The following is a 25,348-nucleotide window of genomic DNA, read 5'->3' as shown; positions in this document are numbered from 1 at the left end:
CTCAGTAAACGCCCGCGGTGGTCGGTGGCTCGTTGCCCTTGCCAAAACGTGCCGCCAAATTTTCAGCCGCGCGTGCCAGTAAGGTGGTATCAACGCCGACGGCAACAAACAATGCGCCGAGCTGGAGATAGTGCTCGGCAACCTCTGGCGATGCCATTAAGATCCCCGGCGCTTTGCCCGCGGCTTTAATCTGCAAAATCGCGTTTTCAATGGCGCTTTTGACCTCTGGGTGTTGAGGATTTCCCGCATATCCCATATCGGCGCTCAGATCGGCAGGGCCGATAAATACGCCGTCGATGCCTTCAATATCCAGAATATGGGGCAGATTGCGTAGGGCTTCGCGGGTTTCGATTTGCACCAAAACACACATCTGTTCATTCGCCTGCTGTAGATAGTTTGGAATACGATTCCAACGTGATGCGCGAGCGAGCGCGCTGCCAACGCCGCGGATCCCCTGCGGCGGATAGCGTGTGGCGCGTACCGCTGCCAGTGCTTCGTCGGAATTCTGTACCATCGGGATTAGCAAGGTTTGTGCGCCGATGTCGAGTAGCTGTTTAATTTGTACCGCGTCATTCCATGAAGGACGTACCACGGGCTGGCTAGGATAAGGCGCAATAGCCTGTAGCTGGGTAAGCACGGTTTGTATGTTATTAGGCGCGTGCTCGCCGTCGATCAGAAGCCAGTCAAAACCGGCACCGGCTAGCAGCTCTGCGCTGTAGCTGCTGCACAGACCAAGCCATAAACCAATCTGTGGACGCCCTTCTTTGAGGGCCTGCTTAAAGCTGTTATGTAGGGTCGAGGGCATGAGGTTTTCCTTATACAAAGCGGCAGCTAATACAGCCCATATTGCCGTAATCCACGTGGAAGGTGTCGCCGCGTCGGGCAGGGACTGGACGAGTAAATGAGCCACCGAGAATGATTTGTCCGGCTTCAAGTTGCACATCGTGAGCGGCAAGCTTATTGGCCAACCAGGCGACGCCGTTGGCCGGATGATTGAGCACGGCGGCGGCAACGCCGGATTCTTCAATGACGCCGTTGCGATACATCAGAGCGCTGATCCAACGCAGATCTAATGCATCGGGTTTGATGGGGCGACCACCTAAAATCACGCCCGCATTGGCGGCGTTATCGGAAATGGTGTCGAACACTTTGCGTGGACGTTGGCTATCTGGATCGATGTTGTGGCAACGCGCGTCAATGAGCTCAAGGGCTGGGATCACGTAATCCGTCGCGTTATACACGTCAAACAGCGTGCAGTTTGGCCCACGTAGTGGCTTCGCCAGAACGAAGGCTAGCTCGACCTCAATGCGCGGCACGATAAATTTATCGATGGGAATATCGCTGCCGTCTTGAAAAAACATGTCATCAAGCAGAGCGCCGTAATCGGGCTCGCTGATCTGCGAGCTGGCCTGCATGGCTTTTGACGTCAAACCAATCTTATGGCCTTTGAGTACGCGGCCCTCGTTGATTTTGAGATCGACCCATTGACGCTGGATCGCATAGGCGTCCTCAATGGTGATCTGTGGGTGATCGAGCGATATCTGGCGGATCTGCTCACGGCTTTGCTCGGCCTGATGTAAGCGGTGGGCGATCTGGCTTATTGTTTCTTTCGTTAACATTGCGTTATTTGCCGTCATAGGCACCTCAGTTGTTCTCAATTCCGCCAAAGCAGAGATATTTCACTTCCAGATAATCTTCGATTCCGTAGCACGAACCTTCGCGCCCCAAACCCGATTGTTTAATCCCGCCAAACGGCGCGACTTCGTTTGAAATCAGCCCTTCATTGATGCCAACCATTCCGCTTTCCAGCGCTTCGGCAACGCGATAAATACGCCCGATGTCGCGTGAATAGAAGTAGGCGGCGAGGCCTGATTCAGTTTGATTCGCTAAGCGAATAGCTTCTGCTTCATCGCGAAAACGGAAGAGGGGAGCGACAGGCCCGAAGGTTTCTTCATGCGCAATGCGCATGGATTCAGTGACATGGCTGATAACGGTGGGCTGGAAAAAGAGGCCGCCCAGCGCGTGTTGTTCCCCGCCGGTAAGAATGTGTGCGCCGTGTGAAACGGCGTCGCTGATGTGCGCCTGTACCTTTTCAATCGCCGCTTGATTAATTAAGGGACCTTGTTGGGAGGATGGTTCAATCGCAGGGCCAACGCGCAGTTCGCTAACGGCGCGAGTCAAACGCTGAGCAAATTCATCGTAGATGCCGTCTTGCACCAGAATGCGGTTGGCACACACACAGGTTTGCCCGCTGTTGCGAAACTTCGCCGCTAAAGCACCTTGGACTGCCGCATCAAGGTCTGCGTCGTCAAAAACGATGAACGGCGCGTTGCCACCGAGCTCTAGCGAGAGCTTTTTCACCGTGGCGGCGCTTTGTTGCATCAGTAGCTTGCCAATGCGCGTAGAGCCGGTAAATGAGAGCTTCCGTACGATTGAGCTTTGCGTTAATACCTGACCAATCGCCGCCGCATCGGTGCCGGTAACGATGTTAAACACACCGGCAGGGATCCCTGCTTCGTGTGCCAGAGCGGCAAGAGCCAGCGCCGATAGCGGTGTTTCTGGCGCGGGTTTTAATACCACGGTGCAGCCAGCGGCAAGTGCAGGTGCAACTTTGCGGGTGATCATCGCGTTGGGGAAATTCCATGGCGTGATAGCGGCAACCACGCCAACGGGCTGCTTGATGGTGCTGATGCGCCGACCGGGTAAAGGAGAAGGAATGGTTTCGCCATAAACGCGTTTTCCCTCTTCGGCAAACCACTCGATAAAGCTGGCACCGTAGGCAATTTCACCCATTGCCTCGGACTGAGGTTTGCCCTGCTCTAAGCTAAGCAATTCAGCTAGTTCGGCCTGGTTTAGCATAATCAACTGGAACCAGCGTTGCAGCGTTTGGCTGCGTTGTTTTACCGTTTGCTTACGCCATGCTGGCAGTGCGTCGGCGGCTGCGCGAATGGCGGCTTCAGTTTCATGCGCGGATAGATCGCTGACTTCGGCAATGGTCTCGCCGTTTGCCGGATTAGTGACCGCAAAAGTGCGGCCATCAGTGGCGCTTTGCCAGTGGCCATTAATGTAAGCCTGATGACGAAGCAGCTCACGCGGTGCGAGTGTGGTGAAAGGCGATGCCATAATGGATCCTTGTTATTTTTATGATGTTGGCCGCTGATGTTTCCCCTCTCGTCGAATGAGAGAGGGGAGGTGTTTAGCTAAGACTTGAACAGGGCATGCACGTTGTTTTGTTTGTAATTAAGCTGCGGGTGGAGCTCTTCAATTTCGAAAGAGAGCGCCAGATAGCGGCTTTCCATCAGCGCGGCGAAGTGCGTTTGGATGAGCTCAAACAGCATTTCACCAACCTGTTGGCGGCTTTCTAAACTGCGCCCTGAGCCAATCTTTAGCGTCATGTGCACGAAGGCATAGTCGTGTTTTCCATCCGCCATTTGCCATGTGTCTAACCAGATGGCGCGGCTGCGGATCCCGCCGATAGGGAAAATACCGGTGGCGGCAAGTGCGGCGTTAACCTTGGCAAATAACGCGGGGAGGTCAGCCTGTTCACGGATATTGTCGGTACATTCAGCGTAGAAATGTGGCATGGCGTGACCTCATGCGTGTTCTGGTAGAGGGAAAACGGCGTTGACCTGCCCGGTTCCTGAACTGGCAAAAAGATCGGTAATAAACTCCACTTTGCCGTCGTATTTGTCCCAACCGAGCATGCCGAGCAGCATGACGGTGTCGTGCATGTTGCCCTCGCCGTAGCAGTAGTCGGCGTATTCCGGCAGCATGTCGCAGAACTCTTTGAATTTTCCTTCACGCCACAGCTTGACCACGCGTTCATCCATTTGGTGATCGAACTCGCGGGTGTAGCTGTTCATGCCTTGCTCGGCGCGCTGATCGTCAATGAAGCGATGGGAAAGTGAACCGCTGGCGAGAACCGCCACGGTGCCATCGTATTGTTCGATTGCTTTTAGAATGGCTTCTCCCAGCTTCCGGCTGTCTTCAAAAGCGTGGACGGTACAAAACGCCGAAATAGAGATCACCTTGAAGTGTTGGTCGCTGTTCATATAACGCATCGGAACCAGCGTGCCGTATTCGAGCGTTAGGCTAGGAATGTTGTGAGCCTGAGCGCGAACGCCCATAGCGCAGGCTTCTTTGGCGATAAGCTGCCCTAGTTCGGGATTGCCGTTGTATTCATAGGTCATATCACGAATGAAATGCGGCAGTTCATGGCTGGTGTAAGTACCGGCAAAATGATCTGCGCAGTTAATGTGGTAGGCGCTGTTCACTAACCAGTGAGTGTCGAACACGATAATGGTGTCTACGCCCATTTCACGACAGCGCTTGCCAATCTCTTTATGACCATCAATGGCGGCTTGACGACAACCATGGTTTTTACCTGGTAACTCAGACAGATACATGGATGGAACATGTGTAATTTTGGCGGCTAAGGCTAACTTTCCCATATTTCCTCGCTTCTCGTTTTAATACATTGCGGAGGCCCCAGCGTGAGCGCTGGGGAAGTGGTGCTATACGCCCCATTTAGGGATGGGGTGATCGCCCATTGAGATACAGACGTTCTTCATTTCAGCAAAGACTTCAAAGCTGTATTCCCCACCTTCGCGTCCGGTCCCAGAGGCTTTGACGCCGCCGAAAGGTTGGCGAAGATCGCGTACGTTCTGCGTGTTAACAAACACCATGCCCGCTTCGATGCTGCGCGCCAGTCGCAGTACTTTGCTAACGTCCTGCGTCCAGATGTAGGAGGCCAATCCGTACTCCACGTCGTTGGCCAAGCGCAGCCCTTCGGCTTCATCTTTGAAGGGCATCAGGCAGGCAACGGGGCCAAATATTTCTTCCTGTGCCACGCGCATGCGGTTATCAACATCAGCCAATACGGTTGGGCGTAAGAAATTGCCGTTTTTAAGCGAGGCGGGTAGATCGCTCGGTTTATCTGGGCCGCCAGCAAGCAGCGTGGCGCCTTCTTCAATGCCTAAGCGGATATAGCCGGATACTTTTTCCCAATGCTGGCGGCTGATGAGCGCGCCAACCTGGGTATTGGGATCTTGTGGATCGCCAACGCGTAGGCGGTTAGCGCGTTCGGCAAAGCGTTTAACAAACTCGGGATAGATGCTCTGCTGAATGAAAATGCGTGAGCCTGCGGTACAGCGTTCGCCGTTAATGGAGAAGATGGTGAATAAAGCCGCATCTAAGGCGCGTTCGATGTCGGCATCTTCAAAAATCAGCACAGGTGATTTGCCGCCTAGCTCCATGGAGTATTTTTTCAGGCCTGCATTTTTCATGATGTTGCGGCCGGTCGCAGTACCACCGGTGAAAGAGATAGCGCGTACGTCGTGATGGCGAACCAACGCATCACCCGCCGTGGCGCCATATCCTTGAACGACGTTAAGCACGCCCGCAGGAATTCCAGCCTCAAGCGCTAATTCGCCTAGGCGATCGGCGGTCAGGGGGGAAAGTTCAGACATTTTCAACACCGCAGTATTGCCAAGTGCTAAGCAGGGTGCGACTTTCCATGTTGCGGTCATAAACGGGACGTTCCACGGCGAAACGAGCGCGCAAACACCGACGGGCTGAACGAGGGTGTAGTTGAGCATTTTGTCGTCGACGGGATAGGTTTTGCCGTTCATCTGCTGACAGATTTCAGAAAAAAACTCAAAATTGTGCGAAGCACGCGGGATCAGCACATTTTTAGTTTGATGAATCGGCAGACCCGTATCCGCGGTTTCCATGGCAGCAATTTCTGGGACGTTTTCGTCAATCAATTCACCTAAACGACGCATTAAACGCGCCCGCTCTTTCATTGGTAGATTGGCCCATTTAGGGAACGCCTCTTTCGCGGCTGCCACGGCGAGATTGATCTCTTCTTCGCTGCCAGAGGCCACTTCCGCTAATACTTCGCCATTAGCCGGATTCGTGGTTTCAAAATACTGTTTGCTGGCAACGTTTTTACCGTTGATCCAATGGTTTATTTTTTTCATCGCAGGCTCTCCTCATATTCGGCTTGGCTAATAATGCGGTTAATCAGGCGCCCAACGCCTTCAACCTCCACGATAACTTCATCGCCTGGCACTACATCAGACAGACCTTTTGGCGTGCCGGTGGCGATCATGTCGCCCGGTTGTAGCGTCATAAATTCACTTAAATAAGCGATTAGGAATGGGATATCGAAAACGAGGTCGGCGGTGGTGCCGCGCTGGCGTAGCTCGCCGTTAACATAGGTGCTGAGCGTTAAATTATGCGGATCGGGGATGTCTGCTTTATCAACGATCCAAGGCCCGATGGGCGTTAGTGTGTCGCGGCTTTTCACGCGCAGGTTAGGGCGGTAGTAGTTTTCTAAATAATCACGAATAGCGTAATCGTTACACACGGTATAACCGGCAACGTAGTCCATGGCTTCATCCGGCGTGACCTGAAATGCCCGCTTGCCAATAACAACCACGAGTTCGGCTTCGTAGTGCATATATTCAACGTTATCGGGGCGAACTGATATTTGCTGGTGGCCGGTTAAAGAGTTCGGCGCCTTGATAAAAATAAGGGGCTCCTCTGGGGCTTTAAAAGCCAACTCAGCGGCGTGATCGGCGTAGTTCAGACCTAACGCGAATAGCGTGCCTTCAACGGGGGGTAACCATTGCACTTCATCAGCCGGAATTTTGCTGCCGTTGGGTAAACAGACGCGGTGCTGTTCGTCGATAGTGACGTTAAAACCTTGTCCTTGATGGCGAATGCGAGCGTGTTTCATGCGGTTTCTCCCGTCCTTTTGAACTGTAGGCATACGCTGTTTTCAAGCGTTGGCAGGCCTGCCGCTTTAATGGTGATGCTGTCGCCTGGCTGGATATCAACGCGTTGCTGGGGAGTTCCTAATAAAATGACATCGCCCGGTTGTAGAGTGGCGAAGTCGCTCAGAGCACACAGGAGTTCTGCGGCGCTGCGGTTCAGGTCGGCGGTTGTCCAGCGGTTGGCTTCTTTGCCGTTGATTTCGGTGATGATATCGACGGCATCAACGTGGGGCAGAGGGACTAGTTCGCCTAGCGGACAGAAACCGTCGCGGCATTTAGCTTTAATGGCTGGGCGATAAAAGGACTCTTCTGGCAAGCTCACATCGTTAGCCAGCGCATAGCCCGCAATGTAGTCTGCGGCGTCAGCGATGGCGATTTTACGGGCAGTTTTTCCAACGACCAGCGCAATGGTGGCTCCGCTTTGTACTCTTTCTCCCTGTGGAACTGGGATTGAATCGCCGCCGTGGATAACGGTATTGCGAGGTTTGATAAACCAAACTGGGGTTTTGGGTGGTGTTTGATAAGGCGGTTGCTGAAATGCATCGAGCCAAGCTTCTGTCTGGCTACGGTGATTGAGCGCAACGGCAAAGATGGTGCCTTTCATGAACGACTCCTTTGCAAATGGTCGTGTCGGTATGAGAAATGTTTTTTATTAATATGTTAATGATCATGTTTTAATCCTTGTTTAACATTTAGGCAATAAAATCAGCCTGAAGTGTGATCTTAGTAACAATGTTTTTACATGATTGTTTTTAATTGTATTAAAAATCATATTGTTAGTCTTTTTGTGTATTTTTAATATTATTTATTTGAAACTTTAATGAAACAAATCTAGTCTAGATAAATAATTATTTAGTTATTAATGAGTTTCAATTTGAACTCATGATAAGTACATGTAGAATGCCTAAAATGTACCGAGGGATGGCCTTGGTTAGATTTTCTTGAGAGTGTGAATCTATGCATGAATCTTTGACTATTGCCCTGCTACAGGCGCGGGAAACTGCGATGGGTTTTTTTCGTCCCATATTGAAAAGCCATAATCTCACGGAACAACAATGGCGCATTATTCGAGTGTTAGCAGTCGATAATTCAATTGATTTTCATGAGCTTTCTTGTAAAACCTGCATTGTTCGCCCGAGCTTGACCGGCATTTTGACGCGTATGGAAAGGGATGGTCTTATTCTTCGTTTAAAGCCGATAAGCGATCAGCGCAAACTGTATGTTTCACTCACTCCTGAAGGCAAAAGCCTTTATGAGAAAGCGCGTTCTCAGGTTGAAGAAGGATATCAGGCGATTGAGAGGGCATTTTCAACGGAGAAGATGGTTCAACTAACGAGTTTACTGGATGAATTAATTGCATTAGGTGATGCGGCTTTGTGCCAAAGCGAGAGCGAGGAATAGATCAAAATCTCTATATATTGTCGCGTTAAAAGAACTTATTTTATTCTTTACATAAAGTGCGTATTTTTATTCCTATGTCTAAAATATCAACTGCATTGGTTCAGTGAGTTGTTTATTGGACATATTTTAGATAAGCAATTTGTGCTGAATTTTTACTGCGATAAATAAAAATAATGTTTCTTGGTCAATATATATGCCTAAGCACAAATTGAAAAATATCACTGACAAAGCATTGTTAAATTGATAGGACTGCACAATAAATAGATCTTAATATGCCATGAATATTCCTATGAATATAAATAAAACACTTTCTCCTGCTACGGCAGTTCTCGCTATCATTGCCGTCACTTTTCCTTTCCTAGCGTTGTTTAAACTTCCCTTAGCTCACGGTGTGGTGGTGCAGGTTATTGAAGATGTACAATCAGCCTGGTTGCTTTTTGGGGCGATCTTTACATGGTTCTATATGAAGCCTTTAACGCTTGCCCCACGTCCAAAGGCTTTCTGGTGCTGGGCAACAGTATGGTGGGTCGTGTTGTTTGGTCGTGGGATTAGCTGGGGCCGAGATTTTTTCCCCGAAACACCTAAAATTTATTTTAGAATAATTTCCGTTATTTTAATTGGTACCTTAATATTAATGCTATTATTACCTGCATTACGTAAAGAGATTGTAGAAAGAATAAAACATCAAAGTATACCACTGTGGAGCGTATTATTGATGGTGGTGTGTTTTCTTATTTCAGATACGATTGAACATCATCGATTATTCGCACCGATATTTATTAGAGATAGTCATTATCAGGATTTACTTGAGGAACTTTACGAACTTCCGTTTATGCTGTGCTTATTTGATATCGCACTGGGCATAATGCGTTCCGATAAAAAAATGCTTAGCCAAGAAAACATAGCGCTGATCGAATCTTATAATTAAAGCTATTTATGCTCTTAAAATAAGTCACCTAATGAATGCATGCTGAAGATCTCAGCATGCATTTTGCTTGTTAGAGACACCTAATCGCGATTGAGGATGATTACGTAATAGAGCAGATTGTTTTTTGCTACATGCTCACATCAGAAATTATTTCTATTGTTATGATTATTTTTCAATAAAAAAACGCGGTTTTGTTTCTTTGATTTTATTGTCTTTTTTCTCTTTTGAGAAAATTCTCGAGATTGTCTCGTGATAGTGCTTGCGTAAAACTACCAAACATGAGTTAATGCTCTCGGTTTGTAATGCAGAACCAGTATGAAAGACATTTTAGTAAAGCAGTTCTTTGTTTAGCGATGTGTATCACTTCGCTCATGAATTTCCTTCTTTAGTGCTCCCGTACGTCCTCTGATAGAACAGACCTTTTTCGCCCGAGAGCGGCGACTCTACTTTAAATATATTAGGAAATATCATGTCTGATAAAATGACTGGCTTAGTAAAATGGTTTGACGCTGGTAAAGGTTTCGGCTTCATCACTCCAGACAACGGCAGCAAAGACATCTTCGTTCACTTCTCTGCAATCCAGAGCACCGCATTCAAAACTCTGGACGAAGGCCAGCGTGTTGAGTTCACTGTTGAAAACGGCCAGAAAGGTCCTTCAGCAGCTAACGTTGTAGCTCTGTAATATTGCTTTTAAGTGACCACCAGAGTTTGCGATTTTGGGCAACCATAAATTGCTAAACCGGTAATCATTTAATTAGAACGGGTCCTGTTTATTCAGGGCCCGTTTTATTTTGTCTGGTTATGTATTCTCAACGTTAATATTTGTAAATCTAGTATCATTCTGAAAATTAAGACAGATAAGATAAATCTGCTGTGCGAATAAAATAAAATTCATTAAGTTTTATTTTTGCTGCAACTTAATCAAACGCAGTGAGTCAAAGACTATATGTACCGCTATAGATAAATTCTTCTTTATGCGATACGCAAACTGCTATGTATAAAGAAAGAAGGTCTATTGTGAAACACTCAGGTTTTTCAACAAGCTTACTGCACCCGCGCCATTGGTCGCTGTGGTTCGGTTTAGGCTTGTTATATTTATTGGTCCAATTACCTTACCCTGTCATTCGCCGTCTTGGCGGAGCGATGGGCCGTATCTCCAAACGTTTCCTGAAACGCCGTGTCACAATTGCACGACGTAACCTCGAGCTGTGCTTCCCTGATTTGTCACCTGAAGAGCTAGATGCTCGCGTAACGGATAATTTTACGTCTTTAGGTATCGGGCTGTTAGAAACCGGTATGGCATGGTTTTGGTCTGATGCGCGTATCAAGAAGTGGTTTGATGTGAGCGGGATTGAGAACCTCAATGCGGCCCTAGCGGAAAACCGCGGCGTGATGGTGATTGGCGTGCACTTTATGTCGCTGGAGCTGGGCGGGCGCGTGATGGGGCTGTGTCGTCCTATGATGGCGATGTACCGCAAGCACAACAATAAAGTGATGGAGTATGTTCAAACCCGCGGGCGTTCTCGCTCTAATAAAGCGATGATTGATCGTCGTAACCTGCGCGGTATGGTTCATGCCCTTAAAGCCGGTGAGGCTGTGTGGTTTGCTCCAGACCAAGATTTCGGACCGAAGGGAAGTTCGTTTGCTCCATTCTTCGCTGTCAAAAAAGCGGCAACCACAAACGGCACCTTTACTATCGCTAAACTCGCTAAGCCTATTCTGCTGACAACGGTGTTGATCCGTAAGCCAGATGGTAGCGGCTATCACCTTATTATTCAGCCCGGTCTGAAAGATTATCCTTACGATAATGAACAAGCAGCCGCTGAATTTATTAATAGCGTGATTGAGAAAGAAATTTTGCGCGCGCCAGAACAATATTTATGGCTGCATCGCCGATTTAAAACACGGCCTGTTGGAGATACTTCTCTCTACGCCTAATTAACCCATAAATTAGTTTAATTAAACACTAAACCCCGAACCATTTATTAAGCGAATGTTCGGGGTTTACGCTATTCTAAGCCCCGAATTTTAAGCCTGATATTTTCAGTGTTTAGTGAGCGAAAAGAAAAATGACGAGAGAGGCGAGTACCATGAAATACAGTTGGGTTCTTTTTGATGCTGATGAGACGTTGTTCCGGTTTGATGCTTTTCAAGGTTTAAAGCTGATGTTCTCTCGTTTTAACGTTGATTTTACCGATCAGGATTATGCAGAGTATCAGGCGGTTAATCAGCCACTGTGGGTGGATTATCAAGATGGCCGTATTAACGCACAACAGCTACAGATCACGCGTTTCGAGCTTTGGGCTCAGCGCTTAGGCGTAACAGCATGCCAAATCAATAACGCATTTTTACAGGCGATGGCTGATATCTGTGATGTATTGCCAGGTGCCAGAGAGCTAGTGAATGCGCTGAGCGGTAAGGCCAATATGGGGATTATTACTAATGGTTTTACCCAACTGCAAACGGTGCGCTTAGAGCGAACTGGGATGAAGGATGCATTCTCTACACTGGTGATCTCTGAGCAAGTGGGGATTGCGAAGCCAGACGTTGGGATCTTTGAATATGCGTTCTCACAGATGAATTATCCGCCAAAAGAACGAATTTTGATGGTGGGTGATAACCCTCACTCAGATATCTTGGGCGGTATCAATGCAGGCATTGATACCTGCTGGCTGAATACGACCGGTGCAGCTTTGCCGGACGGTATTTCGCCAAGCTATCAAGTAAGCTCGTTAAACGAGCTACAGAAAATATTGTTAGCTTAATGCAGCAAAAAAATCCCCTCAGTTGGGGATTTTTTTGGCTAAGAGTAAAATCTAGGAATTCATTTACCAATACATTTTGGTTAGCAACACACAGGCGACAACACCGAGCGCTGCTACGCCCCAGCAAAAGCGTAGGACAAGAGTGTCGATAGTTGATTTATTGTCTGAGATATAATTTTTTACAGTTGTAGTCATGAGCTTTGCCTTGAAATATGAATCGGTATAGATCCTTTTTATACTTCAAAACGGTGTTTCATTGTGATGCTGCTCACATTATGCTCTATAAGTCATACAAATGACGCATTCCTGTACAATTGATGTGTCATTTCGCACTTATGGCTAATTGAGTTTCCAGATAGCTTAAAGATTGATACCGGCAAAAGACATAAATCCCAGTGACATCAAGCCAGCAGTGCAAAACACTGCGCCTAATCCGCGCATCCCTTCGGGGATATTTGAGTACTTCATTTTTTCTCGTAGACCTGCCATCGCGACAATCGCAAGTAGCCAACCAAGCCCACACCCGGTGCCATATACAAATGATTCGGTGAAGTTATATTCACGCTGAACCATAAATATGGTTGCGCCAAAAATTGCGCAGTGAATGGTTAAAAGCGGTAGAAACATACCCAGCGAGTGGTGTAGCGCAGGTAAGAAACGATCCAATATCATTTCTAATATTTGCACCAGTGCGGCAAGAACGCCGATAAAGGTAATAAAGTCGAGGAAGCTTAAATCAAGGCCTTCAATTAAAGCGCCGTCTTTGAGTAGATAGTTATAGATGAGATTATTTAGCGGTGTAGCAACGGCTAATAATACGGTGACGGTGAGGCCAAGCCCAAATGCCGTTTCGATTTTTTTTGAAACAGCCAAAAACGTACACATGCCTAAAAAGAAATTTAGAGCCATGTTTTCGACAAAAACAGCGCGAAAAAAAATATTCAGGTATTGCTCAAGCATCATGCTTTTCCATAAGCGTCAATCAATTAAAAATCCGAAATAATAGATTAACAATCAGGAAAAACCGAGTATTGAGCGCGATCAGTTTTCAATCACAAATCATTCACAGAGCAGATGTTTATAATGAATTTGTGATTGAAATAGGATTTGGCGGGAAATTAGATGAGACTTTCGGCCGTACAGGTCCAGGCACTTGGATGTTGATCAAAACCCAAACGTGGGTAATATTCCTGTGCGAGTGGTGCTGCCAGCAGAATAACTTTGCAGCTAGGTTTAAGCTGGCGACACGTCATCTGTATTAATGCTTTACCTACGCCGCTCTTTTGAATCGACTCTGATACCGCGAGATCGGATAAGTAGCAGCAGTAGTTGAAATCTGTCACTGAACGAGCGATGCCAATCAGGCGCTCACCAGCCCATGCAGTGACTAAGATATCTGAATGTTCTAACATCCCTGCCAAACATTCTGGGTTATCTAACGGGCGTCGTGGGCCCAGTGTTGTTTCTGACAACAATTGTGAAAACTGTTCAACAGTGATCGCCTTATTGACGTGATAACACACTTCGGCTGGCGTTGATGACATCTCTGACCTTCCCGTTAGTTTAGTAAAATTGTACGTTATATTTTTGATATTAAAGCAAAATATTAACGCTGGCGTTGTGACTTAGCCCATTGCGCTTTCTGCCAGTCTTCACAGCAGTCTTTGTCACAAAAGTTGCCACTTTCAATTTTTTCGTGGCAGTTATAGCACATACCAGTAAATGGCATTTGTGTCTTTTGGCGGTTCGCAAGAGCGAGGTCACGCTCTAATTCTTCCAGTGCACTGGCGTTGTCAAACTCATCAGCCATTTTCTTCCCCTATATAGTCGTGACAAAATTGAGTAATAACAGAATATTGTGATTACAGAATAGCGTTATGATGCGGTTCTCGAATCAAGCGCGTGATTATACTCGGTTGAACGATGATCGTCATACACTTGAATTACTCCCCATTTGATTCTCAGACTTGTCTTTAGCCTACCTCGCGAAGGGTATACCTTTTATTTATATAATCGTTGTATAATAATTTATATAACGATTGCTATTTGCTCAATAATAGCAATTTATTGAGGTTATCTCTCATGGTGAAAGAGTCGTGGAGGATGATGTGAAAAATCATTTTGGCGAAGGTGTGATGGATGGAGTAAGGGCTTATGAACCTAAATCGGCCAATGAGATGAGCCAGCACTGCTTCGATTATCGGCGTGGTTTTGTTTGTGGATTTGCGCACAGCTTTGGCAAGCGGGTGGATAACCGTTACATGGCTGCTTGCCGAGCGGGTGAGCTAGCGCGTGACTATGGGCTGGAGCGGGATGCTATTGCTGATTTTTTCCACGGCAGTGAAGATCGGGGTTTACAGGAATATTATTATTCCGGCTATGAACGCTTACGCCGCGCAGACGAAGTTTTCTTCGGTGCTGAAGCGACAGGCTGAATAGATCGGGTTGGTCTCTGTTGTTACGATTAACTTCTGTTAGTATTAAAGACTGATGTAGATTCGTTTATTTCAAGCAACATCAATGTGAACTCATGACCTAGCTCCTTGATGTTACGTAATTTATAGAGTCTAAACCATTATGTCTTCAATGCAGTTTGTTTAATCAAGGAGAGCAAAATGTCTGTTTCAGCACGCAACCAATTAAGTGGCGTCATTTCAGCAGTCGCGGATGGAGCCGTTAATGACGAGGTTGAATTGACCTTAAACGGTGGCGCGAAAATCGTAGCGGTTGTTACTCATGCGAGCAAACAAGCTATGGGCCTAACTAAAGGCAAAGAAGCCGTCGCGTTAATCAAAGCACCTTGGGTTATTTTAGCTTCAGAAGATTGTGGTTTAGTATTTTCTGCTCGCAACCAATTCGCCGGTGAAGTGAGTGCTTTTCTTAAAGGTGCGGTGAACTCAACGGTGCATGTGAAAACCGATCAGGGCATTGAATTGACTTCCGTTATTACCAACGAAAGCGCAGAGGAAATGGCGCTAAGCGCTGGCAGTCGCGTAATTGCATTGATTAAAGCCTCCAGCGTTATACTGGCTACCAAGGCCTAGTCTAATGCCGCAGATTCAATTTCGCCTGTTTGATCATTCTGATGCGCTTTCTTTGCGGCTAGTGTATGAGTCTGCGGTTTCTCAACTCACCGTGGGTGAATATAACCTCGCTCAGCGTACGGCATGGATTCAGGCTAGCGCGGATCCTAAATATTGGCTACAGGTGCTCGAACGTATCCAACCAACCGTAACCTTAGTCGACGGTGAGATCGCTGGATATTTCGATTTGCAGCCAGATGGGTTAATCGATCATTTCTATGTGGCGGCTGCATTTGCGCATCAGGGCATCGCTCGAGTGATGATGGATGAAATCCTACAACGAGCACAGACGCGCAATCTTCCTGAAATTTATGCCTATGTCAGTCTGACGGCTCAGCCTTTCTTTACGCGCTATGGTTTTGAGATGGTTTATCGCCAAAACGTTGAGGTGGGCGGACAGCAGCTTGAAAATGCGCGCATGAGTAAGCGTCTGTAGGAGTATTTACTCGTTGGCAGAGAGATATAAAAAAGCCCGTTCAGTGAACGGGCTTTTTAGTTGTCAGCTTTAAACCACCTCCTCGGGAGGTGGTGATTGTCCCTGTGAGGCTATAGCCTGAAGGAAGCCCATGCCAGAAAATTCCAGCTTACTCACCACAAGTAAGAAGGAAATCACTGACATGAGCAGTTATAGAAGTTCAGCACATGTATTCTGGCGTTGCAAATATCACTTGGTGTGGACGCCAAAGTATCGCTACAAGGTTTTAGCAGGGGCGGTAGGTAAAGAGCTTTATCGCTCAGTTTATATACTTTGCAATATGAAAGATTGTGAGGTACTTGAACTGAATGTTCAGCCAGACCATGTTCATCTTGTCGTGATGATCCCACCGAAACTCTCGATCTCAACGCTGATGGGCGTCCTGAAAGGGCGCACAGCTATTCGTCTCTACAACAAGTTTCCGCATATACGAAAGAAGCTGTGGGGTAATCATTTTTGGGCGAGGGGATATTTTGCCGACACAGTTGGAGTGAACGAAGAAATTATCAGGCGCTACGTGAGGCATCAGGATAAGAAAGACCAAGAATACGAACAGCAAATGGCGTTATTACAGGATTAAAACGAACAAGGCCCCCTTTTAGGGGGCCCCATTTAAAGCCACCTCTTCAAGAGGTGGATTTTTACTTATCAGGTTGAGTTTTTACTGAGCGATTTCAGCGTCATACTGCGGGGGCGGCTGACGGAAGCGGCGAGTCAGGAAGGTTAAGTAACCTAGACCGATAGCGCCCCAAATCAGGCCTAACGTCATAGAGCTCTCTTCCAAGTTCACCCACAGTACACCAACGGTTGTGGCACCTAATACCGGCAGCAGCAGATAGTTGATGTTGTCTTTCAGCGTACGATTACGTTTTTCACGAATGTAGAACTGAGAGATAACTGACAGGTTCACGAAAGTAAACGCCACCAGAGCACCAAAGTTAATCAGCGCCGTAGCCGTCACCAGATCAAACGATACTGCTGACAAGGCAATGCAACCGACCAACAGCACGTTGAATGCTGGGGTACGCCATTTCGGATGAATGTATCCGAACAGACGCTCAGGGAACACGCCATCGCGGCCCATAACGTACATCAGGCGAGAAACACCGGCGTGTGCAGCCATACCTGAAGCCAGCACGGTGACGCAGGAGAACACCAGAATGATGGACTGGAAGAACTTGCCTGCGACAAACAGCATGATTTCTGGCTGTGATGCATCTGGATTAGCGAAGCGTGAAATATCTGGGAAGTACAACTGCAAGAAGTACGACACCACGATAAAGATCACACCGCCAATCAGCGCGGTCAGGAAAATCGCTTTCGGGATAACGCGCCCTGCATCTGGCGTTTCTTCGGACAATGAACTGATACCGTCAAAGCCCAAGAACGAGAAGCAGAGTATCGTCGCCCCGGTTATCATTGGCACCACATGCGCGTTTTCAGAGATAAATGGACGGCTGCTGATAAGCGTACCGGCACCTTCACCACCGTAAATACCGTGGATAACCAGACCCAAGAAGATAACCATGATAGCCACCTGAATCACCACAATGATGGAGTTCAAGTTTGCAACGAGGTTAATGCCTCGTAGGTTAAACAGAGTCATCAGCGTGACTAACCCACCCACAAAGATCCAAGACGGTACGCCTGGGAAAATCGCTTCAAGGTAAATTTTAGCCAGCAAAATGTTGATCATCGGCATGAACAGATAATCAAGCAGAGAAGACCAACCCACCATAAAACCAACGTGCGGGCTAATCGCCTTCTGCGCGTAAGTATAGGCTGAGCCAGCTGACGGGAAGCGCTTAACCAGCTTTCCGTAACTAACCGCAGTGAACAGCACTGCAATCAGAGCAATAGCATAAGATGTAGCAACGTGGCCATCGGTGAGACCGCTAACGATACCAAAGGTATCAAAAATGGTCATCGGCTGCAGATAGGCCAACCCCATCATGACGACTTGTACAAGCGTCAATGTTTTACGGAGTTCGACACGTTTTTGAGGTGCGGTATTAATCGCCATGACGCAGTCCTCCCATGCTCTCGACTTTTTGGTTCGATGTTGCGCAAAGCGGAGAGATCACAGGAAAACTTCGTGTGAAGAGACTACTAAAAATTGAATAATATTCGGACAGGGGAGATGTAAAAGAAGCACGAGCGGAGAAAGAAGCTCCAGCCCCGTAGTCGCTGCTGCTGCAGCGCATGCCAGTGAATCCCGGCGCGAAAGCGAATGATTGCCCCATCTAAGTTTCCTCAGTAGTAGCGCGGCTAAATGTGCCGCTTAATAGCGATTATCATGTCCGGTTTTAAGCCGGCCTCAGTTATAAAACTCATTACCTGATGCAAAAAAATAACCGATGTCATTTTATACATCGGCCATTTGCAGGGCGCGTATTTTGCCCCACGGGGGGCAATCTGACAAGATGTCTAAGCGTACTTGAGGCCTTTCTTTTTTGCTTTTCGTGCTATTTTTTCGTTTTATTTAGCTCCGGCAAAAAACATGCCCAAAAAGCTAACAAATTCACAACCGATTTTGCCCTTAATCATTCACTGAAGAACTAAATTTCAATCTTAATTCGTGATTTGAATCATGTAACGCAAATGAGAATAGATGCCTGATTTGTCTTTTTTTATCGACTTTGCGGATGCATGTTTGACGAATTCAGACGTCGTTGCCAAAGTGGGAGTATCCTGTCGTCGATTCAATTGCTCTACGATGAAAGCTACTGATGTTTGATACAGAGAAACTCCATGAATATTAACGATAACTCATTACTACAAAAGCTGCGTGAATCACGTCGTTTACGTCGAGAGAAGTTCCTGAATCAGAAAAAGGTCGCGAATGTAGCAGGTGCATCGGTGCCTACTCTAACGCTAGGCCAACGTATGGCCGATGGCGTTACCAGCGTGATTGGTTCGTGGCGGTTTATCATTATTCAAAGTATTTTGCTGGCGTGCTGGATGGTTGGTAATGCATGGTTTGGCCATAATGCGTGGGATCCCTACCCATTTATCCTCTTGAATTTGCTGCTTTCATTTCAGGCAGCCTATACGGCACCCGCCATTATGATGAGCCAAACGCGGCAAAGTGATATGGATAGAAAAAGGGCGGAAAATGATTTTGAGATTAACGTGAAAGCTGAGCTAGAAATCGAGTTGTTGCATGAAAAAATCGATTTGTTGAAAGAGAAAGAGATTCAGGCACTCACGGAAGCGATTCGCCGTTTGACTGAGCGCCTTGACGCCGCTGCACAGCAGACAAAAAACGTGGCACCTACAGATGATGTTCAATAGGTGCCATATTTAATGGGTAAGTTGGTATTTACTTACGCTTAGCGATAAATGCGCTGCGCCCAGCGTGCTAGGCCGGCTGTGACCGAGCCGAAATCATTGCCGCCGACGATAGGGATCCCCGGTAGCTGACGCGCCAACGCATCACGAATCAGAGGTGAGCGAGCACTTCCTCCGGTTAGATAGATGACATCAGGCGTAATGTTGCTGACGGTCAAGGCACTGCTAACCTGTTCCTGAATGCGTTCGAGAGGCTGAGTGATAGCTTCGGCTAATTCATGAACGTTGAGGTGCTGTACCAAACCGTTGGCGATGAAATCCAGCGTCGTGCTGATGCTATCCTGCTGAGAAAGCGCAATTTTGCTCTCTTCCGCGCTACGTACTAAGCGGTAGCTTAAACGCTGCTGGTAAACTTTCAGCAGAAGTTCAACCTTGTTAGGCTCAGCGGCATCACGGATCAGATCGCGTAACATGCGGCCATTTGCTGTGCTGTAAAAATCGCTTTGTGCGGGAACGTCGTTGGTGGCGACCGCATTCCAGTAAGGTAAGGCCGGTAGTGCGGTGCCTTTTTCGGTGACGCCGCCCGCGCCCAACAGCGGCATTAGCTGTTTAAAGGCCAGCATGATATCTAAGTCGTTACCGCCCACGCGGCAACCACTGTGCCCAAGCAGGCTCTCATGACGATCGGTACGATCGCGCCACTGTGGCCCCATCAGCAGCACAGAGCAGTCGGTTGTACCCCCTCCGATATCAACGACCAGCACTTTTTTCTCTTCATTCAGCGTTGCTTCAAAATCTAGCCCCGCGGCAACCGGCTCAAATTGAAAAGTCACATCCTGAAAACCTGCGCGGTGTGCGGCACGGTCAAGAATACCTTGCGCCTGCGCGTTCGCGTCTTCACCGCCGGTACCTTGAAAGTTGACCGGGCGTCCAATAACCGCTTGGGTAATTGATTGATTCAGCGTGCTTTCTGCCTGACGCTTGATGTGGAACATCATAGCGCACACCAAATCCTCAAACATCGCGATTTGCTGAGGTTTTAAGCCGTTGGCACCCAAGAATGACTTTGGTGATTTGACGAAGTAGACCTCTTCAGGATCTTCTACATACAGGCTTAGCGCCTTTAAGCCAAACTGTAGGCTGTCTGCGGTGACGGGAATATCCTCTTCCCGATTAAAATTTATTGCACGGCGCAGCAATTGCTGATTTTCATCGCTGCCAGTGGGCACTTGCCAATGGCGATGTAAGCATTCGCTTACTGCTTCACGCGTGGGCGCACACAACATTGAGGGCAGATACGGAGAGTCCTGCTCAAGCGGTAGTAATTCAGGTTGGTCACCCTGCATGACTGCGACGGAGCAGTTTGCGGTACCGTAATCAAATCCAATAAACATATGTTCTCCTGCGTTCCCCATGCCATGAAGGGCGGCGACTTTACTCTATTGTGCCGTTTTCATCAATGAACTCCTCCCGTCATTCCTTTTTAAGCGCATGCTGATGCCAATTTTGTTGTGATATCAATGTCCGATTTCCGCGAGTCAGAACGGATAATTAAAGATAAGCTGTATACAGAAGAAGCGGGGGAAAATATGAACGGTAATCATGAAATCTGGTATGCCGCATTAAAAGCACGCGATCCCAAATTTGATGGGCGTATTTTTGTTGGCGTTTCATCAACAAAAATATATTGCCGTACGGTATGTGGGGCGCGCACGCCGAAAGCGGAGAACTGTCATTTTTATCCGAGCGCGGCGGCAGCTGAACGTGATGGTTATCGTCCTTGTTTAAAGTGTCGCCCAGAGCTTGCCCCTGGGCTATCTATCGTCGATCTCTCTAATCGCTACATACAGGTTGCGGTTCAGTTGATTGAGCAGGGCTATTTAACGCAGCACAGTTGTGAAGCGTTAGCGTCGCGTCTCGGTATTTCGGATCGCCAGCTACGACGGGTTTTCGCCGAGCATTTTGGTGCTTCCCCGATTGAGTATGCACAGTCTTATCGCTTGCTACAGGCTAAACGGCTTTTAATGGATAGCCAGTTGCCACTAGAAGAAGTCGCATTTAGCGCGGGGTTTGGCAGCCTGCGTCGTTTCAATGAACTATTTAGTGCGAGGTATCGAATGACGCCCAGCTCTTTGCGCGCCAACAAGGCGAAACAAGAAGAAGGTCTCATGCTGTCGGTCAGCTATCGTCCTCCTTATGATTGGGGCTGGATGCTAGGGTTTTTGCAGACACGTTGTGTGGCGGGTGTAGATAAGGTGACGGTGGAAGGAGAGTATCAGCGCACGTTGCGCGTGGGGCAGGATTCGGGATGGATTGCTTTGCATCCTGATGAGTCGCGATGTCGGGTTAACGTACAGATTTCGAGTTCTTTAACGGCCCATGCGCCAGAAGTGCTGCGCCGAGTTCGTCAATTGTTAGATTTAGATGCGGACCCACAGGCTATTGCTGAAGGCTTAGGCAAGCTTGCCATGCACAATCCAGGGTTGCGTTTGCCGGGGTGCATGAATGCGTTTGAACAGTCGGTACGCGCTATTTTAGGGCAGGTAGTGAGTGTAAAAATGGCGGCGAAATTTGCTTCGGCGATTGCTGAGCGGTGGGGGGATTTCGTCGAAACGCCGTTAGAAGGTTTGAATGCCATATTCCCTAATGCTAATCGGTTGGCTGCGCTTTCTGCGGAAGAGCTGAAAACCATCGGCATCCCGCTTAAACGTGCTGCTAGTATTGTGCGTTTGGCGCACGAGGTGAGCGAGGGACGTCTGATCTTAGAAGATGTTCTGGATATTGAAGGGAGTATTGCTGCTATCACAGCTATTCCGGGGATCGGCAGTTGGACCGCCACCTATATTGCGATGCGCGCGTGGAGCTGGCCAGATGCTTTCTTGCAGGGCGATTATCTGATTAAACAGCGTTTCCCGCAGATGACGCCGAGTAAAATTGTGAAATATGCCGAACGATGGCGGCCATGGCGGGCCTATGCCAATTTACATCTTTGGCATAACGACGCTTGGACAATGGAGACATGTTGATGAATTACAGCCAGTTTAAAACGCCTCAGGGCCAGATGTTTATCTTGTTTGATGATAGCTTTGTACATGGCGTCTATTTTGACGGGCAAAAATATCTTCCTGATTTTCGTCAGCATCAGGAACTCAATAATCATCCCGTGCTTGAACGTGCTCGTCAGCAGCTACAGGCTTATTTTTCCGGTGAAAGCGATGGCTTTGATTTCCCGCTAGCGGTGCGTGGCACGCCATTCCAACAGGCTGTATGGCAGGCGCTGAGTGAGATTCCGTGCGGCGAAACCTGTACCTATATGGCCGTGGCTCTGAAAGTGGGTAACCCTAAGGGCGTGCGGGCCGTTGCTCAGGCGATCGGTCATAATCCGTGGTCGGTCGTGATCCCGTGCCATCGGGTAATTGGATCTTCGGGGAAATTGACCGGTTATGCGGGCGGCATTGATAGGAAAGCCTGGCTTTTGAAGCGAGAGGGCGCCGATATTCCGCTTTAGTTAATGCCGAAATATCCGCCTTGGAGAACGGACGAAAGCGGTTTAACTTCTTGAATCATATTGCCAAATGTTAAGTCGATTTTGATGCTATCGAGGGTAAGCAAGGAGGCCTGTATATCTGCAGGTCCTGCGATAGTCTGTGCGCCGTGTCGCCATGCATTTCCGTGGATGATCGAAACCAGAACTTCATCCATTTGGTTGCAATGTACGTTGGTGATAAGCGTTGGTGTGATCATGACATATTCGATTTTGACTGACTGCAAACGTTCAGTCACGCTGAGATTGCGACCAAAGTCTTCAACGATCAAGCGACAGCCCAACTCAGTGAGCGTATTGAGAGCTGGTTGTGCATGTGCGTAATCTTCGTTGAGAGCGCTTTCAGGTATTCTAATCAGTAATCGAGTAGGAGGAAGCTGTGAAGCTTGAATCATCTCAAACATTTGTGTGGTAAATGTTGGGTTGCACAGGCTGCTGGTGGCAACAGGGATAGCTATGCTGATTCCTTTGCTTTTTAATGCTTGTGCTTGGTTCTCAAGCACTTCACGCAGCATCCAGCGATCGACCTCTTCTCTACGATGGTTTTGGAAGCAGGACTCCTGAAATAGCTCAGGTAAAATGTTGATGCCCGCGGTGCTATGAGGAATAAGTTCGAGATTATAAAAAGCAATCGACTGGGGCGTTTTCGGCGGAGCAATCCCCTGGGCCTGAATGTTGATGCGGTTTTGAGTCAAAATATCATCAATTTCTTCTGCGCCAAGCAACCCTTTGCCATAGTTTATGTGCTGCTTGTGTTTGGGTTCATAGCTCATCAATTTGCCACGTCCGCTGTGCTTCGCGGTGTAACACGCAATATCGGCCTGATTCATCAAATCGACAGCTAGTGCATTGCCTATGTTGATAAGCGTCATGCCTGCGCTAGCCCCAACGCGATGAAGTTTTCCTTCCCATTCAAAGATGTAGTCATTTATCTGATTGATGACGCGTGTAATGATCTCTTTGGCTTTGTCTGCTTCGCAATCGATGAGGATAAAGGCAAATTCATCGCCGCCCAGACGAGCCAATATATCCTGAGTACGGATATTTGAATGCATGAGTTGGCTGATTTTTTGCAATAGGGCATCGCCCGCGGCATGGCCAGCGCTGTCGTTGACGGCTTTAAACCGATCAAGATCGAGGAATATCAGCGCATGGGTGCGTTCTTCCTCCACGGCCTGACGGAGGGCTCGTTTAAGCGCCTGTTCAAAGCTCACTCGATTCGGGAGCCCTGTAAGAGGGTCATGCAATGCGCTATAAGAGAGTTTGCGTAGCAGTTCTCGGGATTCGCTGACATCTTGGAACACCAGCACATAGCCCATTAAGTTTCCGTTAATGGATGTGAGCTCGGAGACCCTACTCTGCACATCGAAATGTGCGCCTTGCAAATTTTTGAGGATCAGACGATCTTCGGCACGTCTGGTATGACTATTCTCATCGGTACGTAGCGGGTAGACGCTGTCACCATCAATGCCGTCGTATAAATGTACGATATTGTCGATAGGCAAACCGAGCGCTTCCTCTTGTGTCCAGCCGGTCATCTTTTCTGCCACAGGGTTCATAAACGTCACGCGCATCAAGCTATCGGTGCTGATTACCGCATCGCCGATCGACGTTAAGGTGATATGCAGACGCTCTTTTTCTTCATGCAGTTTGTCTAAAAGCTGTTGTTTGTATCTTTCGTTATTCTTTATTTCGCTGATGTCTTTGATTTGCGATACAAAATACAGCGGTTCGCCTTGCGGGTCGCGAATTAAGGAGACGCTGAGCAGAGTCCAAATGCTGGTGCCTGAACTGTGTAAGTAGCGTTTTTCCATGCTGTAGCTGCTGATTTTGCCTTCAACTAAAGCGCTTAGCTGGCTGAGATCGGACTCCAAATCGTCACGGTGCGTGATGTCTTGAAACGTCATGTCGGTTAGCGTGCGAGCAGGATAGCCCAGCATCTGGCAAAGCGCAGGGTTTACCTGGATCCAGCGGCCATCAAGAGCAACCAACGCGGTACCGATGGCTGAAAATTCAATAACGTTGCGAAAACGAGTTTCGCTTTCTTCGATGTGGTCGCGCTCTAAGCGGAATGCGTGCATCAGTACAGCAACCGAGTTAACGGGCAATAGCACTAGGAGAAGCGGGGTATAAACCAGTACATCATTCACTGAAGGGTAGGCCGAACGTATATCGACTACGTGATAGGCCATCATGATTGCCAGCAGGATAATCACACATAAAAAACTGGTGAAAGCCTGTAGCAGCGGTAAGCGAATCGCGGCCCAAAGCATGGGAATAATGGCGAAAGTGAAGGGGAAGGGCAGGTACTGCATGGCATAAAAGCAGGAAACCATCGCAATCGCTATGATCATGATGCTTTCTGTCAGCGTTCGCTCATTCAGGCTCTTACGCCAAAAACCACGATAATAAAGAAGGCCCACCGGCGTGAGTGCCATCACGCTGATTGATTCTGACATAAACCAGACGCCAAAGATCTGGTTGAATGGCGCAAGCCCGTGCAGCGAAACAATGGTGGCGGCTAACGTTGCGCTAAATAGCGGCGCAAGTATCACGCTGCAAATAACGAATCGGAGCCAAGTGTAGAGGCCGTTTATCGGCGATTTGTGGTTCAAGAAGCGGCTCAACAGCAAGGTGCAGACCACGGCTTGAACCTGATTAATCAGAGCGAGCTGAATCGAAAAAAGACTGATGGGGAAAAATGTCCAGTTGGCTGCCATGGTCGCTAGCTGAGCCGCGATCAGTATAAAAGGCCATTGATGCTTTCTATGGTGGAATAAAAAGGCAATGGTCGCCGCCGTGGGGAACCACAGAGAAGCCAGATTGGTGTCGTGCTGAGTAAGTGTGATGCAGAAGCAGGCAAGCAGGTAAATTAGACCGGCGAAAATGGTGAGGGTCACAATAAAGTAGGGCTTTTTTTCATCGCCAACATCTAAACTGACATCCATACCCCTGCCTTAGTGACGTGTAAATGACACGTTCAATATATTAATTTATCTGATATTTCTTGCGCTAACATTTTCACGAATATTAGTCTAAATGTCATCTTGTGCAACATTAATTAGCATAGCAAATGAATTTT

The 25,348-nt window shown here is 47.9% G+C and carries 25 protein-coding genes and 1 pseudogene; 12 read left to right on the top strand and 14 right to left on the bottom strand.

Annotation, left to right across the window (positions count from 1 at the left end; all coding sequences use genetic code 11):
- Position 1 precedes the first annotated feature (1 nt).
- The 8 genes and pseudogenes from hpaI to U0008_RS16350 form a co-directional block, all read right to left on the bottom strand.
- Positions 2 to 805 carry a 4-hydroxy-2-oxoheptanedioate aldolase gene (gene hpaI, locus U0008_RS16385; protein ID WP_043495090.1) on the bottom strand — a complete coding sequence of 268 codons (804 nt, stop codon included), beginning with the start codon at positions 803 to 805 and terminating at the stop codon, positions 2 to 4.
- A gap of 10 nt (positions 806 to 815) precedes the next feature.
- Positions 816 to 1,619 (bottom strand): 2-oxo-hept-4-ene-1,7-dioate hydratase, encoded by an 804-nt coding sequence (gene hpaH / locus U0008_RS16380; RefSeq protein ID WP_043495210.1) that lies wholly within the window; start codon positions 1,617 to 1,619, stop codon positions 816 to 818.
- Between the two features lie 25 nt (positions 1,620 to 1,644).
- Complete coding sequence (locus U0008_RS16375; RefSeq protein ID WP_051874171.1) at positions 1,645 to 3,123, bottom strand: NAD-dependent succinate-semialdehyde dehydrogenase; 1,479 nt, start codon at positions 3,121 to 3,123, stop codon at positions 1,645 to 1,647.
- Positions 3,124 to 3,200: 77 nt separating this feature from the next.
- Positions 3,201 to 3,584: a 5-carboxymethyl-2-hydroxymuconate Delta-isomerase gene (locus U0008_RS16370; protein ID WP_043495088.1), complete on the bottom strand. Its 384-nt coding sequence runs from the start codon at positions 3,582 to 3,584 to the stop codon at positions 3,201 to 3,203.
- Between the two features lie 9 nt (positions 3,585 to 3,593).
- Positions 3,594 to 4,451 carry a 3,4-dihydroxyphenylacetate 2,3-dioxygenase gene (hpaD, locus tag U0008_RS16365; protein ID WP_043495086.1) on the bottom strand — a complete coding sequence of 286 codons (858 nt, stop codon included), beginning with the start codon at positions 4,449 to 4,451 and terminating at the stop codon, positions 3,594 to 3,596.
- A gap of 63 nt (positions 4,452 to 4,514) precedes the next feature.
- A complete protein-coding gene (gene hpaE / locus U0008_RS16360) occupies positions 4,515 to 5,981 on the bottom strand; it encodes a 5-carboxymethyl-2-hydroxymuconate semialdehyde dehydrogenase (protein WP_025800089.1) in 1,467 nt (488 codons plus the stop codon).
- Positions 5,978 to 6,742, bottom strand: coding sequence for a fumarylacetoacetate hydrolase family protein (locus U0008_RS16355; RefSeq protein WP_043495083.1), 765 nt, complete (start codon positions 6,740 to 6,742; stop codon positions 5,978 to 5,980). Before U0008_RS16355 ends, hpaE begins: the two co-directional genes overlap by 4 nt.
- 32 nt (positions 6,743 to 6,774) lie before the next feature.
- Positions 6,775 to 7,383 (bottom strand): annotated as a pseudogene (locus tag U0008_RS16350) (fumarylacetoacetate hydrolase family protein); the annotation flags it as partial.
- A gap of 353 nt (positions 7,384 to 7,736) precedes the next feature.
- On the opposite strand from U0008_RS16350, the gene hpaR reads away from it, so the two are divergent.
- The 5 genes from hpaR to yjjG all read left to right on the top strand — a co-directional run bounded on the left by hpaR (position 7,737) and on the right by yjjG (position 11,873).
- Positions 7,737 to 8,180, top strand: coding sequence for a homoprotocatechuate degradation operon regulator HpaR (hpaR, locus tag U0008_RS16345; RefSeq protein WP_025800084.1), 444 nt, complete (start codon positions 7,737 to 7,739; stop codon positions 8,178 to 8,180).
- A 289-nt stretch (positions 8,181 to 8,469) separates the two neighbouring features.
- On the top strand, positions 8,470 to 9,108 hold the full coding sequence (locus U0008_RS16340) for a hypothetical protein (protein ID WP_043495081.1): 639 nt from the start codon (positions 8,470 to 8,472) through the stop codon (positions 9,106 to 9,108).
- A 469-nt stretch (positions 9,109 to 9,577) separates the two neighbouring features.
- On the top strand, positions 9,578 to 9,790 hold the full coding sequence (cspE, locus tag U0008_RS16335) for a transcription antiterminator/RNA stability regulator CspE (protein WP_004095506.1): 213 nt from the start codon (positions 9,578 to 9,580) through the stop codon (positions 9,788 to 9,790).
- A 335-nt stretch (positions 9,791 to 10,125) separates the two neighbouring features.
- Positions 10,126 to 11,046, top strand: a complete 921-nt coding sequence (gene lpxP, locus U0008_RS16330; RefSeq protein WP_046358880.1) for a kdo(2)-lipid IV(A) palmitoleoyltransferase — start codon at positions 10,126 to 10,128, stop codon at positions 11,044 to 11,046.
- 152 nt (positions 11,047 to 11,198) lie between these two features.
- Entirely contained in the window at positions 11,199 to 11,873 is a 675-nt protein-coding gene (gene yjjG, locus U0008_RS16325; protein WP_043495077.1) for a pyrimidine 5'-nucleotidase, read from the top strand.
- Between the two features lie 360 nt (positions 11,874 to 12,233).
- On the opposite strand, the gene nqrE is transcribed toward yjjG, so the two are convergent.
- The 3 genes from nqrE to U0008_RS16310 form a co-directional block, all read right to left on the bottom strand.
- Positions 12,234 to 12,833 (bottom strand): NADH:ubiquinone reductase (Na(+)-transporting) subunit E, encoded by a 600-nt coding sequence (nqrE, locus tag U0008_RS16320; protein WP_043495075.1) that lies wholly within the window; start codon positions 12,831 to 12,833, stop codon positions 12,234 to 12,236.
- A 158-nt stretch (positions 12,834 to 12,991) separates the two neighbouring features.
- A complete protein-coding gene (locus U0008_RS16315; RefSeq protein WP_043495073.1) occupies positions 12,992 to 13,417 on the bottom strand; it encodes a GNAT family N-acetyltransferase in 426 nt (141 codons plus the stop codon).
- Positions 13,418 to 13,479: 62 nt separating this feature from the next.
- Positions 13,480 to 13,683 carry a hypothetical protein gene (locus U0008_RS16310; protein WP_004095514.1) on the bottom strand — a complete coding sequence of 68 codons (204 nt, stop codon included), beginning with the start codon at positions 13,681 to 13,683 and terminating at the stop codon, positions 13,480 to 13,482.
- A gap of 298 nt (positions 13,684 to 13,981) precedes the next feature.
- Here U0008_RS16310 and U0008_RS16305 point away from each other — a divergent pair, with 298 nt between their 5' ends.
- The 4 genes from U0008_RS16305 to tnpA all read left to right on the top strand — a co-directional run bounded on the left by U0008_RS16305 (position 13,982) and on the right by tnpA (position 16,011).
- Complete coding sequence (locus tag U0008_RS16305) at positions 13,982 to 14,308, top strand: DUF2623 family protein (protein ID WP_043495207.1); 327 nt, start codon at positions 13,982 to 13,984, stop codon at positions 14,306 to 14,308.
- 180 nt (positions 14,309 to 14,488) lie between these two features.
- Entirely contained in the window at positions 14,489 to 14,917 is a 429-nt protein-coding gene (locus U0008_RS16300) for a TOBE domain-containing protein (protein WP_043495072.1), read from the top strand.
- Positions 14,918 to 14,921: 4 nt separating this feature from the next.
- Positions 14,922 to 15,392 (top strand): GNAT family N-acetyltransferase, encoded by a 471-nt coding sequence (locus U0008_RS16295; protein ID WP_043495070.1) that lies wholly within the window; start codon positions 14,922 to 14,924, stop codon positions 15,390 to 15,392.
- 181 nt (positions 15,393 to 15,573) lie between these two features.
- A complete protein-coding gene (gene tnpA, locus U0008_RS16290; RefSeq protein WP_043495692.1) occupies positions 15,574 to 16,011 on the top strand; it encodes an IS200/IS605 family transposase in 438 nt (145 codons plus the stop codon).
- An 81-nt stretch (positions 16,012 to 16,092) separates the two neighbouring features.
- Here the strand turns inward: tnpA and U0008_RS16285 are convergent, their stop codons facing one another.
- The gene (locus U0008_RS16285) at positions 16,093 to 17,454 is read right to left on the bottom strand and encodes an APC family permease (RefSeq protein ID WP_043495060.1); all 1,362 of its coding nucleotides are present in this window, start codon (positions 17,452 to 17,454) and stop codon (positions 16,093 to 16,095) included.
- A 728-nt stretch (positions 17,455 to 18,182) separates the two neighbouring features.
- Here U0008_RS16285 and U0008_RS16280 point away from each other — a divergent pair.
- A complete protein-coding gene (locus tag U0008_RS16280) occupies positions 18,183 to 18,725 on the top strand; it encodes a DUF1003 domain-containing protein (protein WP_043495058.1) in 543 nt (180 codons plus the stop codon).
- A gap of 38 nt (positions 18,726 to 18,763) precedes the next feature.
- On the opposite strand, the gene yegD is transcribed toward U0008_RS16280, so the two are convergent.
- Positions 18,764 to 20,116 (bottom strand): molecular chaperone, encoded by a 1,353-nt coding sequence (gene yegD / locus U0008_RS16275; protein WP_043495056.1) that lies wholly within the window; start codon positions 20,114 to 20,116, stop codon positions 18,764 to 18,766.
- 195 nt (positions 20,117 to 20,311) lie between these two features.
- On the opposite strand from yegD, the gene alkA reads away from it, so the two are divergent.
- A complete protein-coding gene (gene alkA, locus U0008_RS16270; protein ID WP_043495061.1) occupies positions 20,312 to 21,748 on the top strand; it encodes a DNA-3-methyladenine glycosylase 2 in 1,437 nt (478 codons plus the stop codon).
- Positions 21,748 to 22,230, top strand: a complete 483-nt coding sequence (locus U0008_RS16265; RefSeq protein WP_025800063.1) for a methylated-DNA--[protein]-cysteine S-methyltransferase — start codon at positions 21,748 to 21,750, stop codon at positions 22,228 to 22,230. Before alkA ends, U0008_RS16265 begins: the two co-directional genes overlap by 1 nt.
- Here U0008_RS16265 and U0008_RS16260 read toward each other — a convergent pair.
- The gene (locus U0008_RS16260; protein WP_043495054.1) at positions 22,227 to 25,214 is read right to left on the bottom strand and encodes a PAS domain S-box protein; all 2,988 of its coding nucleotides are present in this window, start codon (positions 25,212 to 25,214) and stop codon (positions 22,227 to 22,229) included. The genes U0008_RS16265 and U0008_RS16260 overlap by 4 nt on opposite strands.
- Positions 25,215 to 25,348 lie beyond the last annotated feature (134 nt).

Origin of the sequence: Hafnia alvei (assembly GCF_034424155.1) — a bacterium.
In the GTDB taxonomy this organism is placed as follows: domain Bacteria; phylum Pseudomonadota; class Gammaproteobacteria; order Enterobacterales; family Enterobacteriaceae; genus Hafnia; species Hafnia alvei.
Note: the sequence above shows the minus strand (reverse complement) of the source record. Positions and strands in the feature narration are given on the sequence as shown.